Annotated in this window: 13 protein-coding genes; 10 read left to right on the plus strand and 3 right to left on the minus strand. The window is 39.4% G+C overall.

What is annotated here, in order from left to right:
• Positions 1-71: 71 nt before the first annotated feature.
• Positions 72-638 (plus strand): phosphoribosyltransferase family protein, encoded by a 567-nt coding sequence (locus QMA08_RS16260; protein WP_002962666.1) that lies wholly within the window; start codon positions 72-74, stop codon positions 636-638.
• A gap of 65 nt (positions 639-703) precedes the next feature.
• On the opposite strand, the gene QMA08_RS16265 is transcribed toward QMA08_RS16260, so the two are convergent.
• A complete protein-coding gene (locus QMA08_RS16265; RefSeq protein WP_002962665.1) occupies positions 704-1,360 on the minus strand; it encodes a Crp/Fnr family transcriptional regulator in 657 nt (218 codons plus the stop codon).
• Positions 1,361-1,647: 287 nt separating this feature from the next.
• On the opposite strand from QMA08_RS16265, the gene QMA08_RS16270 reads away from it, so the two are divergent.
• A complete protein-coding gene (locus tag QMA08_RS16270; RefSeq protein ID WP_002962663.1) occupies positions 1,648-1,884 on the plus strand; it encodes a YgjV family protein in 237 nt (78 codons plus the stop codon).
• Between the two features lie 354 nt (positions 1,885-2,238).
• Here QMA08_RS16270 and rdgC read toward each other — a convergent pair whose 3' ends face one another.
• Positions 2,239-3,156 (minus strand): recombination-associated protein RdgC, encoded by a 918-nt coding sequence (gene rdgC / locus QMA08_RS16275; RefSeq protein ID WP_002962662.1) that lies wholly within the window; start codon positions 3,154-3,156, stop codon positions 2,239-2,241.
• Positions 3,157-3,618: 462 nt separating this feature from the next.
• Positions 3,619-5,388, minus strand: a complete 1,770-nt coding sequence (locus QMA08_RS16280; protein WP_033021661.1) for an ATP-binding protein — start codon at positions 5,386-5,388, stop codon at positions 3,619-3,621.
• Between the two features lie 354 nt (positions 5,389-5,742).
• Here QMA08_RS16280 and QMA08_RS16285 point away from each other — a divergent pair, with 354 nt between their 5' ends.
• The 8 genes from QMA08_RS16285 to QMA08_RS16320 all read left to right on the plus strand — a co-directional run bounded on the left by QMA08_RS16285 (position 5,743) and on the right by QMA08_RS16320 (position 15,194).
• Positions 5,743-6,111 carry a response regulator gene (locus QMA08_RS16285; RefSeq protein WP_290174960.1) on the plus strand — a complete coding sequence of 123 codons (369 nt, stop codon included), beginning with the start codon at positions 5,743-5,745 and terminating at the stop codon, positions 6,109-6,111.
• A gap of 228 nt (positions 6,112-6,339) precedes the next feature.
• A complete protein-coding gene (thrA, locus tag QMA08_RS16290) occupies positions 6,340-8,757 on the plus strand; it encodes a bifunctional aspartate kinase/homoserine dehydrogenase I (RefSeq protein ID WP_290174961.1) in 2,418 nt (805 codons plus the stop codon).
• A 9-nt stretch (positions 8,758-8,766) separates the two neighbouring features.
• Complete coding sequence (gene thrB / locus QMA08_RS16295) at positions 8,767-9,702, plus strand: homoserine kinase (RefSeq protein ID WP_039490420.1); 936 nt, start codon at positions 8,767-8,769, stop codon at positions 9,700-9,702.
• Positions 9,703-9,713: 11 nt separating this feature from the next.
• Complete coding sequence (thrC, locus tag QMA08_RS16300) at positions 9,714-10,997, plus strand: threonine synthase (RefSeq protein WP_039490421.1); 1,284 nt, start codon at positions 9,714-9,716, stop codon at positions 10,995-10,997.
• A 269-nt stretch (positions 10,998-11,266) separates the two neighbouring features.
• Entirely contained in the window at positions 11,267-12,523 is a 1,257-nt protein-coding gene (gene glyA, locus QMA08_RS16305) for a serine hydroxymethyltransferase (RefSeq protein WP_002961763.1), read from the plus strand.
• 415 nt (positions 12,524-12,938) lie between these two features.
• Positions 12,939-13,388, plus strand: coding sequence for a transcriptional regulator NrdR (nrdR, locus tag QMA08_RS16310; protein ID WP_002961761.1), 450 nt, complete (start codon positions 12,939-12,941; stop codon positions 13,386-13,388).
• A 2-nt stretch (positions 13,389-13,390) separates the two neighbouring features.
• Positions 13,391-14,524 (plus strand): bifunctional diaminohydroxyphosphoribosylaminopyrimidine deaminase/5-amino-6-(5-phosphoribosylamino)uracil reductase RibD, encoded by a 1,134-nt coding sequence (gene ribD, locus QMA08_RS16315; protein ID WP_290174962.1) that lies wholly within the window; start codon positions 13,391-13,393, stop codon positions 14,522-14,524.
• 16 nt (positions 14,525-14,540) lie between these two features.
• Positions 14,541-15,194, plus strand: a complete 654-nt coding sequence (locus tag QMA08_RS16320) for a riboflavin synthase (protein ID WP_002961757.1) — start codon at positions 14,541-14,543, stop codon at positions 15,192-15,194.
• Positions 15,195-15,211 lie beyond the last annotated feature (17 nt).

Below are 15,211 nucleotides of genomic sequence, written 5' to 3' on the forward strand. Positions count from 1 at the left end.
TGTTTGAGTTTAATTTTTGCTTAACTCTAAGCTGCGCTCAAATCTTATATCCACCACTGGGGTTTCTAATTATGTCAGATAAGTGCTACATCACAGCTCAACAGCTGCTTGAAGATTCGTTCCGCGTAGCGGCACAAGTATACCAAGATGGCTTTCGTCCTGATTTTATTATTGGTATTTGGCGAGGTGGTGCACCGATCGGTATTGCTGTTCAAGAATATTACGATTATAAAGGCATTGAGACTGACCACATTGCAGTACGTACATCGTCTTATTACGGTATTGGTAAACAATCTAAAGAAATTAAAGTCCACGGTTTGCATTACATTGTTGAGAACGCAAATGCTGGCGACTCATTATTAATTGTTGATGATGTATTTGACTCTGGTCGTAGCATTGTTGCATTAAAAGAAAAGCTTTCAGAGCTTATGCGCTTAAACTTGCCACGTGATATTCGTATTGCATGTCCGTACTACAAGCCAAAAAACTCAAAAGTAGACACTGTTCCAGATTATTATATTCATGAATCTGAAGAGTGGTTAGTGTTCCCGCATGAACTATCGGGTTTAACACCGGATGAAATTATTGCAGGTAAATCTGATCTTGTGAAAATTCATGACATTTTACTAGAGAAGTAACCAGTAATTTGTATAAATAGAAAAAGGCCGTTAAGGCCTTTTTTTATGGGTAAATTTTAAATAACTTAAAGTTGAGCAAAGCTATCTACGTATTCACTTAGCTTTGGTATATCGACTGCTTGTAAGCCATCGTTACTTCTAAGTACCAAGCCTTTTTCGACAAGTTCTGTAACAACACGTCTGTAAGCTCGCTCAGTGGTAGCAAAGCGTTCGGCTTCAGCATTTACAGTTGGATAGGCTCTAAGTAGCGTAGGATTGTTGTTCTCGGCTCTTAGTAAGCAATCTTTGGCTATGTTGTAGCTCAGTGGTAGTAGTAGCTTATCTAAATTGATTTTTTGGTTTTCCTGAAATTTAGCCGCAATAGTTTGTGCGGTGTATAAACTCAGTTCTGGTTTTTCAAGCAGCAGAGCACGCCAATGTCTTAATTCAATAAGATTATAAGTTACATCGCTAAAGCACGTTACCGTATAAATACACGGATTATTATTTAGCGCTTCTATTTCACCAATAAGGGTGTTGTTACAATCCAATTGTCCTAACAGCAGGCGTCGTCCATTACCTACGTCGTAACTAAACGACACAGTGCCACTGCGTACAAGCACAAGCTTGCTTAAAGGCTGATCTTGATGGATCAGAACTTCTTTTTTTGATTGTTGATAGCTACTACCGGCAAAGGTTAAAAGCTGATCAACAAGGTAACTAGAAAAATGGTATTGAAACATCAATGTGCTCTTCGGACATTTGTCCTATTTATTACATCTTAATGACGTTAGCATTAAGACACTAAGAATTTACGCTAACTTGCTACTAATATTATTAGCTTTGCTAATAGTATTATTTTACCTTCATTTCCCGTGTAATGATTTAAGAATTTGCTGGTATTTTCCGGCAAACTTTTTCAGGTTTTTAAGCAAGTTAGCTTTTTTATTTTGTTGTAACTTTGCAATACTTATAAGTGCCATAAGTTAGCAGTACATGTAATGCTAACCTAAAGGCTAGGAGAGAACAATTGAGTTGGGAATATTTAGGCTATATTGCATCAGCTTTATTGGTTGCATCGTTAACAATGACAGATGTAGTAAAACTACGTTGGTACAACATGTTTGGTTGTATTGTATTTACTGCATACGGTGTTGCCATTGGCGCAGTACCTGTTATTTTTACCAACGGCTTATTGTCGCTTGTAAATTTATACCACATTATAAAAATATATCGCCAACCTAAAGTTGAAGACGCTAAAAGCTAAAATAAGTTGTCTGCATAAATAAGTTAATGATTTCAATCAAAATCAAAACTTCAGTTTTTGTGCATTCCGGCTTGAAGTGAATACAGATAATCTCATATCACTCTACATAACTTTCCTTTGAACCTTGCTGTAAGCTCTTACTTGAAAGGTGATTACATTAGGTTTTAATACGCCGAACGTTAGCTAAATTCTGTTCGCGGATAACAAATATATAAATAAGCGCTTCTAAAAATTCCATTAAAAAATCCGATAGCAGTAAACTGCTATCGGATTTTTATCTGTTATACCAACCTGCTTATATATGAATCTATTTAATGCTTCAAAGCGCTTAAATATTTATGTAGGTTGTGGTATTTACGCTTTTTCTAAATCTTCAACGTCACCTAAGCCAGCAGTTAGTTCTTCAAGTAATTGCTTTATTTCCTCAGAAGCTAAAATAAAGTCAGCATCAAGTTTTAAAGCCATATCTTCTTTAGGAATATCTGCGTTCTCTTCTTTTAGAGTTTCAGAGTAGCTTAAACGCTTGATAGAGCCATCGTTTTGCAGCATAAACTTGAGGCGTTCTTGCCAATCAAGTGCCAGTTTAGTTACGCGTTTACCACTTTCTAAGTGCGATTTAACCTCATCACATGCCAGATCATGGCCTTTTAGTTTTACTTGTGCACCGCTGTCGTCAGCTTCTTCAAGCTCAGCGTCAGAGCCAATAGCAAAGCCTTCTGGTGTACTAAAGTTAGTTAACCAATCAGTTAAGAATACATCTAGGTCGTAGTTAGCAAACGCAGGTACAACTGGGAGCGTTCCTAACGATTTACGAAGTAGTGCCAGTAGCTCTTCAGCTTTATTAAAGCTGCCACTATTTACAACCACCCAGCCATTTTCTTGGTCAATAAAGGCAAATTGTAAGCTCGACTTTTTAAATGCCTGGGGTAGAAGAGTATGAAGAATGTTTTCTTTTAATTCGTCTTTTTCTTTCTTTTTAACAGGGCGGTTTTCTTCGGCTTCTATCTGATCAATTTTCTCAGCAACTAGTTCGTTGATAACAGAAGCTGGGAGTACTTTTTCTTCACGTTTTGCGCAAACTAAAATACTTTTTTGAGAAAAATGCGATAGTGTTTCGCCATGCTTTCCAAACGCTTTCGTCCAACCAAATGTTGCAAGCTCTTGACCAGTACATGGGCGAAATAAATCTTGCTCTAATGCTTTATCAAAATCTTCTTGGGTGTATGAAACGTCTTGCTTAAAGCGGTAACAAATAAGGTTACTAAACCACATAGGGGAATTGATCCATTTGAAAAATTTGTCCAATCATAGCAATAAAAACAGCATCTCGAAATGACTGATTTGTTACTAGGGCGTGTTGAACTTTATGGATTGAAATTTGTTCAATCTATGGGCGATTAAATCGCGGCGCGAGGTTTGTAACCTAGTGGGCTGGGTAACTGCTCCTGCGTTACCCTACTGGCTTACATCCATGTAAGAATAAGTAAAAACCGAGCAAAGCTTCCGCGTCCTGCTCACGCCCCTTACCTACATCCATGTAGGCAACAAAGAGTTAATCGTCCCTAGATCGAGCTCAAAGGGCAGCGCATGTTTGGTATTTATGCTGCGTTATCGCCTATTTATGGGGAATAACCACACTACATAGGCTCTGCCTTGCCTAAAAACCAAACATGTTGCTGCAAATTCAACCACCAAAGAACAACACGCCCTAATAATTTAATGCATATACTTTTTTTATTCATATTTATCAAAAATAGGCATTGGCTTAGCCATATTCTTTGGAAATTGAATATAGTAACGCAGACCTTTGCCAGGTTCACTCGTTGCATCAATAGATCCGCTAAGAGTTTGTTTAACTAAATTAAACATTATATGGGTACCTAATCCGCTTCCGCCCTCATCGCGTTTAGTCGTAAAGAATGGGTCAAACAATTTTTTTAATTGCTCACTGGTAACTCCGTTACCGTCATCTTTGTAATCAATCGTTAAGTTAGTGTCGTCTGCGCTTATTTTGATATCCATCACACCGTTGCTTTTACCTTCAAAGCCATGAATGAGTGAATTCATAATTAAGTTAGTAAAAATTTGGCTGATGGCGCCTGCAGGTAAATTTAAAACTAAGTCATCAGGGCATTCTAATTTTATTGTATGGGATGTCTTTTTTAGTTTTGGATGCAGTGAGCGTATTACTTCGTTAGTGTAATCTTTAAAGTTAATAGTTCTTACAGCTTCACTGGCCTGATCGACCGCTATTTGCTTAAAGCTAGCAATAAGCTCTGAGGCTCTATCTAAGTTAGTGGTTAACAAGCTTGTACTTTGTTTTGCTTCGTTAATAAATTCTTCTAGTGCTTTTGGTGAAAGTGTTTTTTCACTATAAGCACTTTCGAGTTTATTTAAGCGTTCTTGCAAAAACGATATTGCCGTTACACCTATCCCAATAGGGGTGTTAATATCATGCGTAATACCCGCCACAAGTCCGCCTAGTGCGGCCATCTTCTCTGTGCCTAATAAACGTTCCTGTGCAAGGCTTAATTCTTCTATATAACGCTGAGATTCAGTTTGCTTTGAAATTAGCTCTTGCTCTGTGCTGCGGCGTAAGTCTATTTCTTCAGTGAGCACAATTTTTTGCTTTTCAAGTTCGTATTTTTGCTGTTGTAATTCCATCATTGCTTGGCTTAAGTTTGATGTTTTACGGGCTACGTCTTGCTCAAGTTGTATGTTGTGATGATCGAGCTTTTCGTTACTAATAATGAGTTCTTTTTGGGTGTGCTCAAGCTCTTTTCTGTACTGAACCACTTTATCTATTAGTTTATTAAACGACTGCTCCATTACTTTTAGTTCGTTATGCTCCTCTGTTTCTATTTCGATGTGTTGTCCTTCTAGCTCATCTAATTCTAGGTTTTCTAGTTGCTCAGTAAGCTCAGCTAAGGGATCTGTAAGAAGCTTTCTAAATGCCATTAAAAATAAAATAATTAAAAAGGTGGTTTTAATCATCGCATTACCAATCAAGAAGTAGATTGATACCATAATTCGGCTTAAAACAACTTCTCGGCTAGAGAACAAGGTAACGTCGCCCACTTGGGTAGCACGGCCAGAAAATTCAAAAATAAGTGGAAAGGTGTAACCAAACAGACCGGATTTCGCGTCTTCTAAAATAGCTTCTTCTTGTACTAACTGTTGGTTATATAGCTTATGTATGTCGAGCGAGCGGCCTAACTGTGAAATAATTTCGCCGCTGTCGTCTCGAACAATAATCCCTTCAATCATGGGAATGGCGAGTAAACCTTCTGCTGTTGTAATTGTTTGCTTGGTATTAAGCTCCCAAATTGCACGTGTTAAGCTACGACTAAAGGTTTTTTGTAATGTACTTAATTCATCACGTATATAGTCTTTAGTATTGAGATATTCAGCAAGCACCTGTCCGCAAGTCACTACGAAGGTAAGCAAAAAATAAACGGATAAAACGCTTGTTAGCAGCTTCTTAGAAAGGCTTTTTTGTAACATGAGTGACTTGTTCATCCTTTGTTATTTTTGTAACGTTACTATTGTAATTTAAAAGTTAGTCAATAAACCTCTAAAAATAAATAAAAAGTTAAAATTTAATAAGATAAATCTAATTAAGTAGGTATGTAGTATTAATATAATTAAACTCAGCTATGAATTAGTAAATTTGTTAGACATTAAGTATTGTAAGTTTAATTAGAATTTAGTTTCGTTAATCATATTTAAATGAGTTAATTCTATATTTATCATTGCATTGAATTATTAATGCGCTAAGTATTTAGATGCGTGTTAAAGTGTCCTGAGTGCAAAGAAAGATGGTCTTTTAATAACTTTGATGGTTGTGTAGTAGTAAACATGATGAAATTTTCTGTATTAGTCTGTGATGATTCTGCTGTTGCTCGTAAACAAGTCGTGCGGTGTTTAAATGAGTGTATAGACGCAGATATACAACAAGCTATAAATGGAGCAAACGCCCTCGATCTTTTAAGAGCACAAAACTTTGATTTACTGTGCCTAGACCTCACCATGCCAGAGGTTGATGGTATACAAGTACTTGAAACTATAAAAACAGAAAAAATAGAGTGCTTTGTGTTGGTTATTTCTGCTGATATACAGGAAAAAATGAAGCAACGAGTCGCCCAGCTTGGCGCAATTGATTTTATTGATAAACCTATTAGTAAATCAAGCTTGAATGAAATATTGCATAAATTTGGCATTCATTAGGTTTTTTCATGTTAAAAAAGGCTGTTTTATCTTTTAATTTAGGGTTGACAGCATAGCCTTTGTTAAGGCAGTCTTAACATATGAAAACAATTAATCGCGTACTGACCATTATTATTACAACCATCATCCTTACTGGATAGTGGCATAGGTCGGTGCAACAAATTTAAAGGCCTGTGTTCACTTAGAACACAGGCCTTTTTTCGTTTTATGGGATGAGGAACATAAACAATGCGAGTTTTAAAATTTGGTGGGTCTTCACTTGCCGATTATGCATGCTTACAACAGGTAGCTCAGTTAGTTAAAGCACAGTTAAAAGATGAAATGTTATTGGTGCTTTCTGCTCCAGGTGGAATGACCGATTCGCTAGTTGCACTTGCAAGTGCTGCAGAGCAAGGCTTAGATTTTTCGCAGCAATGGCAAGCATTAGCGAGTCGTTGTGAAGGCTTAAAAGCTGACGTTGAAAAAAGCGGCGTAGTAGTTACAAGCTGGCCAGACCTAAGGGAACTTAAAAATAAATTAGATGGCGTGTCGCTTATACAGTGTTGCCCTGATCAAGTTCGCGCATTTGTAATTAGCTTTGGAGAGCGCGTTAGCGTTTCTTTAATGCAGGCTTTATTGAGCTCACAAGATGCAAGGTACTTAGAAGCAACAAGCTGTATTGCTTCAACTGGTGGCTACATTGATGCAGAAGCTGATTTAGTGGCAAGTAAAGCTCGCTTTCAAGCTGTGCTTAAAGAAAACCCTGCAACTATTTATATTATGCCTGGTTTTACGGCGAGTAATGATAAAGGTGAGCTTACAACGCTTGGCCGTAATGGTTCAGATTACTCAGCAGCTATTGCTGCGGCATGTTTAGAAGCTGAGATTTGCCAAATTTGGACTGACGTTGATGGCGTATATAGCGCTGATCCTCGTTATATTAAAAAAGCCACTAAAGTCGATTTTTTATCTTATAAAGAAGCGATGGAGCTTTCTTACTTTGGTGCAAAAGTACTTCACCCAAAAACAATTTTACCGTGTGCTAAAGCAGGCGTGCCATGTGAAATTAAAAATACGCATAACCCAGACGCACAAGGCTCATTAATTGGTAATGATTATTCATCTGATGAGCCCGTAAAAGCGCTTTCTAGCTTACAAGACCTTGCAATGTTAACTGTTTCAGGCCCAGGCATGAAAGGTAAAGTAGGTATGGCGTCTAAGGTATTTAACGCGCTTGCTCACGATAACGTATCAATTGTATTGATCACGCAATCATCATGTGAATTTAGTATTAGTTTTTGTGTGCACGAAACAGACCTAGCACTTGCACTCGATGCGCTACAAACTGCATTTGAGCTTGAATTACAAGCAGGGCTTATTGAGCCTGTACAAGTGCAACGTAATTTAGCCATTGTTACTTTAGTGGGCGACAACATGCGCGCACACCGTGGCTTAGCGGCTAAGTTTTTTGCATCGCTTGCACAAGCGCAAGTAAATATTGTGGCAATTGCACAGGATTCTACAGAAAGTGCTATTTCTGCGGTAATTGATGGTGAGTTATGTAATGACGCTGTAAAAATATGCCATGAAAACTTTTTCACGCATGTGCCGTCAATTGATGTGTTTTTACTAGGTTGTGGCTTAGTAGGGCAAGAGCTTATTAATCAGCTTGAACGTCAGCAAGCTTGGCTTGAAAAGCGTAATATTAAACTTAACTTGTATGGTGTTGCTAACTCTCGTCAATTACACCTTGATAACGAAGGCATAGCTTTTAGTGATTGGCAGCAAAAATTGGCCTCATCTGAGCAAGCATTTGATTTAAAATTAGTAGAGCAATTTGTTAAGCAAAACCACTTAGTGAATCCGGTATTAGTAGATTGTACATCTTCAGATGCACTTGCCGCGCAGTATGTAGACTTTTTAAATGCAGGTTTTCATGTGGTTGCAGCTAATAAAAAAGCGACAACAAGCTCATACACGTATTACCAAGATTTAATAGCTGCTACGCAAAAGAATAATCGTAAATTTTTATACGAGACTAACGTTGGTGCAGGTTTACCAGTAATCGATAACTTGCAGTCATTATTTGGTGCCGGTGATGAGTTACTAGAGTTTAGCGGTATTTTATCAGGCTCACTTTCGTATATGTTTGGTGCACTTCAAGATGGTTTATCACTTTCTGAGGCAACTATTAAAGCCAAAGAAAGCGGTTTTACTGAGCCAGATCCTCGTGATGATTTATCGGGTACCGATGTAGCACGTAAGTTACTGATCATCGCTCGCGAAGCCGGTATGAAGTTGGAGCTAAGCGATATTGAAGTTGAGTCAGTATTACCACAAGGTTTTGCACAAGGTGATAGCGTTGATGAGTTTATGGCAAAACTACCAAGCCTAGATGCTGATTTTAATGAGCGCATTCAAAGTGCTGCGAGCGAAGGAAAGGTACTTCGTTATGTAGGTACAATTAAAGAAGGTCACTGTAAAGTAGGTATTGAGGCTGTTGATGAAAAACATGCGCTTAATGTAATTCGCGATGGTGAAAACGCGCTGGCTATTTTAAGCCAATACTACCAGCCACGTCCGTTTGTAATTCGTGGTTATGGTGCCGGCTCTGAAGTAACAGCAGCGGGTGTATTTGCTGATATTTTAAAAACACTATCGCGCTAGGAGCTCGTTATGATTGAAGTATATGCTCCGGCGTCTATTGGTAATTTTGCAGTAGGTTTTGATGCTCTTGGCGCAGCGCTTGCGCCAATTGATGGTAGTTTATTAGGCGATGTAGCCGTTGTAAGTGCAGCACCAAGTGACGAATTTATTTGCACTGGCGACTACGCTCACAAGTTACCAAGTGATGCGAATGAAAACTTAGCGTACCAGTGTTTAGTACATTTTAGAGCGCATGTTGCGCCTGATATGCCAAGCGTAAAGCTCGAGCTTAAAAAGAATTTACCAATTGGATCTGGACTTGGTTCTAGTGCATGCTCGGTCGTGGCTACCTTTGCTGCCCTTGATAAGTTTGCACAAACTAACTTAAGTCAGGTTGAGCTTATTGAGCTTATGGCTGACTTTGAAGCAGTAGTGAGCGGTGGTCGTCATTACGACAACATCACGCCATGCTATTTAGGTGGTTTGCAATTAACAGGTGATTTAATCCCTGATAAATCGATTGCACTGCCTGTTGATGAAAATTGGTACTACGTTGCTGCGTTCCCTGGTTTTTCACTCAACACTGCAAAAGCGCGCTCGGTTTTACCAAAAGAGTTGAGCATGCATGCAAGTGTTGAGTTTGCACAGCGTTTATCGGCATTTAGTAGCTTACTGTTGACTAATCGTTTTGACGATGCGCTAAGCATAATGAAAGATGAAATAGCAGAACCTTACCGCGCACCGCTTATTAAAGGTTTTAGTGAAGCCAAAGCAAGCTTACCAGCGCTGGGCGCTGAAATAGTGAGTATTTCGGGTGCAGGACCCACCTTGTTTAGTGTATGTAAAACACTTGAAGCTGCACAGCAATGCGCACAGTGGTTAGAGGCAAATTACATTAACGAGCAAGGCTTTTGCCACATTTGTAAATTAGATAACGACGGCACGCGTCAATTAACAGTTTTATAGGATAGGTAGTCATGCAATTACATAATTTAAAAGATAGCTCACAAAAAGTGTCGTTCGTTGAAGCCGTAAAAACAGGTTTGGGTCGTAATCAAGGTGTGTTTTTCCCTGAATCCCTTGCCCCACTGTCCGATGTTGATGCATTGCTTGATATGGACTTTGTTACACGCAGTGGCAAAATATTATCTCACCTAATTGGTGATGAGCTGCCAAGCGACACTGTGGCACAAATGGTTAAAAATGCATTTAACTTTCCAGTTAAGCTGGTGGAAGTTGAAGAGAATACATACTGCTTAGAGTTGTTTCATGGTCCTACGCTTGCGTTTAAAGACTTTGGTGGTCGCTTTATGGCTGAGTGTTTAGCGCAATTTAATAAAGATGAAAAAGTAACTATTTTAACCGCAACATCGGGCGATACTGGTGCAGCCGTTGCACATGCTTTTTATAACAAGCCGAATATCGATGTTGTCATCTTATATCCTAAAGGCAAAATTTCACTTGCTCAGCAAAAGCTATTTACTACGTTAGGTAACAATATTCATTGTTACGCAGTTGATGGCAGTTTTGATGATTGCCAAGAGTTGGTTAAAAATGCCTTTTTAGATGAAGAAGTTAAATCAACACTTGGGCTTAATTCTGCTAATTCAATTAATATTAGCCGTTTAGTTGCTCAGGTTTGTTATTACTTTGAGGCCATTGCACAACTACCAAAAGAAAAACGCGCAACAGCGCATATATCAGTGCCAAGTGGCAACTTTGGTAATGTATGTGCTGCAATGATTGGTGCGGTTATTGGCTTACCTGTAGGTAAATTAAGTGCAACAACCAACCAAAATGATACTGTGCCGCGCTTTATGCTTGATAAAACCTGGACGCCAAACGCAACACTTGAGTCGCTTTCAAATGCAATGGATGTAAGTAAGCCAAACAACTGGCCGCGTGTGCAAACAATGTTAGATAATAACTGGTTTAGCTACGATAACTTTTATTCAACTAGCGTAAACGAAGAAGACACACAATCGGTGATGAAAAAAATTCAACAAACGGGTTATGTTGCAGAGCCTCACACTGCTATTGCGTACCAAGGTCTTGTTGAAAATCGAGCGCCTGGTGCAGCGGGTATCTTTTTAGCCACAGCTCATCCTGCTAAGTTTAAAGAAAGCGTAGAGGGTATTTTAAATATTGAATTAGGTATGCCAAAACCACTTAGCGACGCACTAGCAAAACCATGCCTAGCAAGCGATATAAAGGCCGATTACGACGCATTACGTACAGAAATACTTGCTAAACTTGGCTAAGTTAATTAATTCAAAAAGGCGGTTAAGCCGCCTTTTTTTATAACTTTAGGCTTTTAAATCTAGTGAGTTGCATTTACTAATTAAATGTAGGAAATAGCATTCATTTAAAATCGTTATGGTTTTATAAGAAAATATCATCTTAAAAAGTCTGTGAAATAGTTTCAATCCCTGTTTAAATATCCTCAACTTAAGAGCGTAGGCAAAGAGTCGTTTAAAGCGTACAATAAAGCCTCTAAAAAACACCATACACGTTGCCCTAGGAGACCCCAATGTTAGAACGTAGCATGAATATTTCGGATTTTGATCCAGAGTTATTTGACGCGATAAACAAAGAAACTGCTCGCCAAGAAGAGCACATTGAACTAATCGCTTCAGAAAACTACTGTAGCCCACGCGTACTAGAAGCGCAGGGTTCACAGCTTACAAATAAATACGCAGAAGGTTACCCTGGCAAACGTTATTATGGCGGTTGTGAGCACGTTGATGTTGTTGAGCAATTAGCAATTGACCGTGCTAACGAGTTATTTGGTTCTGACTACGCAAACGTACAACCACATGCTGGTTCGCAAGCTAATGCTGCTGTTTTTCTAGCGCTATTAGAAGCAGGCGACACTGTACTTGGTATGAGCTTAGCTCATGGTGGTCACTTAACTCACGGATCACACGTAAGCTTCTCTGGTAAGCTTTACAATGCAATTCAATACGGACTAGATGAAACAACGGGCGAAATTGATTACGCACAGGTTGAAGCACTAGCACTTGAGCATAAACCAAAAATGATTATTGGTGGTTTCTCAGCGTACTCAGGTATTGTTGATTGGGCTAAATTCCGTGAAATTGCTGACAAAGTAGGTGCTTACCTGTTTGTTGATATGGCTCACGTTGCAGGTTTAATTGCGGCAGGCGTCTACCCAAGCCCAGTTCCTCATGCACATGTTGTAACTACAACTACACATAAAACACTTGCTGGTCCTCGTGGTGGTTTAATTATCTCTGCATGTGGCGACGAAGCAATCTATAAAAAGCTTAACAGCGCAGTTTTCCCTGGTGGCCAAGGTGGTCCTTTATGTCATGTTATTGCAGCAAAAGCAGTGGCATTTAAAGAAGCGCTTCAACCAGAATTTAAAGTATACCAAACACAAGTTGTTAAAAACGCAAAAGCAATGGTTGCTGTAATGCAAGAGCGCGGCTACAAAATCGTATCTGACAAAACTGAAAACCACTTATTCCTACTCGATTTAATCGATAAAGATATTACTGGTAAAGATGCAGATGCAGCCCTTGGTAACGCTAACATCACAGTTAACAAAAACTCAGTGCCAAACGATCCACGTTCTCCGTTTGTAACATCTGGTTTGCGTATTGGTTCTCCTGCAATCACTCGTCGTGGTTTCAAAGAAGAAGAATCAAAAGAGCTTGCTGGCTGGATTTGTGACGTACTAGATAATATCACTGATGAATCTGTACAGGCGCAAGTTAAAGAAAAAGTAAAAGCAATTTGTGCAAAATTACCTGTTTACGCTTAATTGCATAAGCAGCAGTAATTTAGATCACATAGGCTAGGGGCCTGTTTATCTTTCGAGGTTTAATTTGCAGTAGTATGTTTGGTTTTTAGGCAAGGCAGAGTCTATGTAGTGTGGTTACTCCACACAAATAGGCGATAACGCAGTATAAATGCTAAACATGCACTGCCCTCGGGTTCGTCCTAGGGGCGATTTACTCTTTGTTGCCTACATGGATGTAGGTAAGGGGCGTGAGCAGGACGCGGAAGCTTTGCTCGGTTTTTACTTAGCCCACTAGGTTACAAACCTCGCGCCGCGATTAAATCGCCCCTAGATAGAACAAATTTAATCCTGAAAGGTCAACAGACCCTATTTTTTTGCTAAGATTAAAGGCCGCTAAATAGCGGCCTTTTTTGTTTTAAAACGGAAGTACCGAGCTATGCATTGTCCATTTTGTACCGCAAAAGATACTAAAGTTATTGACTCACGCCTTGTTGGTGGAGGCCATCAAGTTCGCAGGCGCCGTGAGTGCAACGACTGCCATGAGCGCTTTACTACATTTGAAGGCGCTGAACTGGTTATGCCTCGTGTTATTAAACAAGACGGCAGCCGCGAACCATTTAACGAAGATAAATTATTAAATGGCTTAAATCGCGCACTCGAAAAACGCCCTGTGAGCACAGAGCAAGTAGACGAAGTAGTGAATATAATAAAATCGCAGTTGCGTGCTACAGGCGAGCGAGAAATTTCAAGCCATTTGGTTGGTGAATGCATTATGGAAGCCCTCAAAAAGCTCGATAAAGTAGCGTATGTAAGATTTGCCTCTGTTTATCGCTCGTTTGAAGACATACGTGAATTTGGCGAAGAAATTGCCCGCTTAGGGGAGTAACAATGCAAAGCCAAACTACTTTTACTGAACATGACGAAATGTATATGGCACGCGCCATAGAGCTTGCCAAAAAAGGTCGATTTACTACAACGCCTAACCCTAATGTTGGCTGTGTTTTAGTTAAAAATAATCAAATAATTGGTGAAGGGTTCCATCAATTAGCTGGTCAAGGTCATGCAGAAGTAAATGCACTGGCTGTCGCTGGAAAAAATGCACAAGGTGCAACGGCTTATGTAACGCTTGAACCGTGTAGTCATTATGGCCGTACGCCACCGTGCGCCGAAGGCTTAAAAGCTGCCGGTGTGGTAAAAGTAATTGCTGCTATGGTTGATACAAATCCACAAGTTGCTGGCAAAGGCCTTAAAATACTGAGCGACGCGGGTATTGACGTTGCTTACGGGTTACTCGAATCACAAGCTCGCGCACTTAACGTTGGCTTTTTTAAGCGTATGGAACAAGGCTTACCTTATGTGATTTGCAAAATGGCAGCGAGTATTGATGGTAAAACAGCGCTTAAAAATGGGCAAAGTAAGTGGATCACAAGCTCTGCTGCTCGACAAGACGTACAATTATACCGAGCGAAAAGCTGCGCTATTTTAACCGGTGCCGATACAGTGCTAGTAGACGATGCTAAACTTAATGTGCGACTAAGTGAGCTGCCTTGCACACTGCCTACTGATTTGCCGCTTCGCCAGCCCGTGCGTGTTATAATTGACTCTCAAAACCGTTTAACACCTGACCTTGCTTTATTTGAAATCCAAAGTGATGTAATAATATTTACGACTAAGGTTGATAAATCATTGCAATGGCCGCATTTTGTAAAGCATATTGAAGTCAGTGAAAGTAACGGTAAAGTTGATTTACAAGCCGTTTTAGAAAAACTTGGGCAACTGCAGTTTAATAATGTTTGGCTTGAAGCTGGCGCAACACTTGCTGGTAAAATGACAGAGCTTAATTTAGTTGACGAGTTTGTTTTTTATTTAGCGCCTAAACTAATGGGCCATGATGCAAAAAGTTTAGTTAATTTTCCTGAATTGACGAGTATGCAAAACACCGTTGATTTAACATTTAATGAATGTGCGCGCATTGGTGACGATTTACGTATCACCGCGTCAAAACTCATTAAAATCACTTAATAAAAAGAGTAGTGCTATGTTTACTGGGATAATAGAAGCCACAGGCAAAATTGCTTTATTACAAAAAAAACAAGGCGACTTAGCCATTCGTATCCAAAGTGCTGATCTTGATATGACAGACGTAAAGTTAGGTGACAGCATTGCAACCAATGGTGTTTGTTTAACTGTAGTTGATAAACATATTGATGGTTTTAGTGCGGATTTATCTAATGAGACGATTAGTTTGACCGGTTTTGCTCACTATGCTTTAGGACAAACGGTGAATCTTGAAAAAGCCATGCAACCTGTTTCTCGTTTAGGCGGTCATTTAGTGTCTGGCCATGTTGATGGTATCGCAACAATTACAAGTATTACAGCAAACGCCAGAGCAACAGAATATTGGCTTACAACAGACGAAAATTTAATGAAATACATTCCGTACAAAGGTTCGGTATGTATTGATGGTATAAGCCTGACAGTAAACGCTGTAGAGGGCAATAAATTCAAATTAACAATTGTCCCACACACGAGTGAGCAAACCACAATTGCTCATTTTAAAGTAGGTACCCAAGTTAATTTAGAAGTCGATCAAATTGCACGTTATTTAGAGCGCCTTATAAAGGGTGCAGAGCAACCAACGGGCTCTGATATTTCGATGAGCTTACTCGCTAAAGCGGGTTTTATTAAATAACGAAACTGACAACTTAC

The sequence above is a fragment of the Pseudoalteromonas sp. APC 3355 genome, from assembly GCF_030407615.1.
In the GTDB taxonomy this organism is placed as follows: Bacteria; Pseudomonadota; Gammaproteobacteria; order Enterobacterales; family Alteromonadaceae; genus Pseudoalteromonas; species Pseudoalteromonas distincta.

Coding starts and splice junctions, on each gene's coding strand:
- thrB (WP_039490420.1), top strand. CDS start 8,767: ATGATTGAAGTATATGCTCCGGCGTCTATTGGTAATTTTGCAGTAGGT.
- glyA (WP_002961763.1), top strand. CDS start 11,267: ATGTTAGAACGTAGCATGAATATTTCGGATTTTGATCCAGAGTTATTT.
- QMA08_RS16265 (WP_002962665.1), bottom strand. CDS start 1,360: ATGTTTCAATACCATTTTTCTAGTTACCTTGTTGATCAGCTTTTAACC.
- nrdR (WP_002961761.1), top strand. CDS start 12,939: ATGCATTGTCCATTTTGTACCGCAAAAGATACTAAAGTTATTGACTCA.
- QMA08_RS16280 (WP_033021661.1), bottom strand. CDS start 5,388: ATGTTACAAAAAAGCCTTTCTAAGAAGCTGCTAACAAGCGTTTTATCC.
- thrA (WP_290174961.1), top strand. CDS start 6,340: ATGCGAGTTTTAAAATTTGGTGGGTCTTCACTTGCCGATTATGCATGC.
- QMA08_RS16260 (WP_002962666.1), top strand. CDS start 72: ATGTCAGATAAGTGCTACATCACAGCTCAACAGCTGCTTGAAGATTCG.
- QMA08_RS16320 (WP_002961757.1), top strand. CDS start 14,541: ATGTTTACTGGGATAATAGAAGCCACAGGCAAAATTGCTTTATTACAA.
- rdgC (WP_002962662.1), bottom strand. CDS start 3,156: ATGTGGTTTAGTAACCTTATTTGTTACCGCTTTAAGCAAGACGTTTCA.
- thrC (WP_039490421.1), top strand. CDS start 9,714: ATGCAATTACATAATTTAAAAGATAGCTCACAAAAAGTGTCGTTCGTT.
- ribD (WP_290174962.1), top strand. CDS start 13,391: ATGCAAAGCCAAACTACTTTTACTGAACATGACGAAATGTATATGGCA.
- QMA08_RS16285 (WP_290174960.1), top strand. CDS start 5,743: ATGATGAAATTTTCTGTATTAGTCTGTGATGATTCTGCTGTTGCTCGT.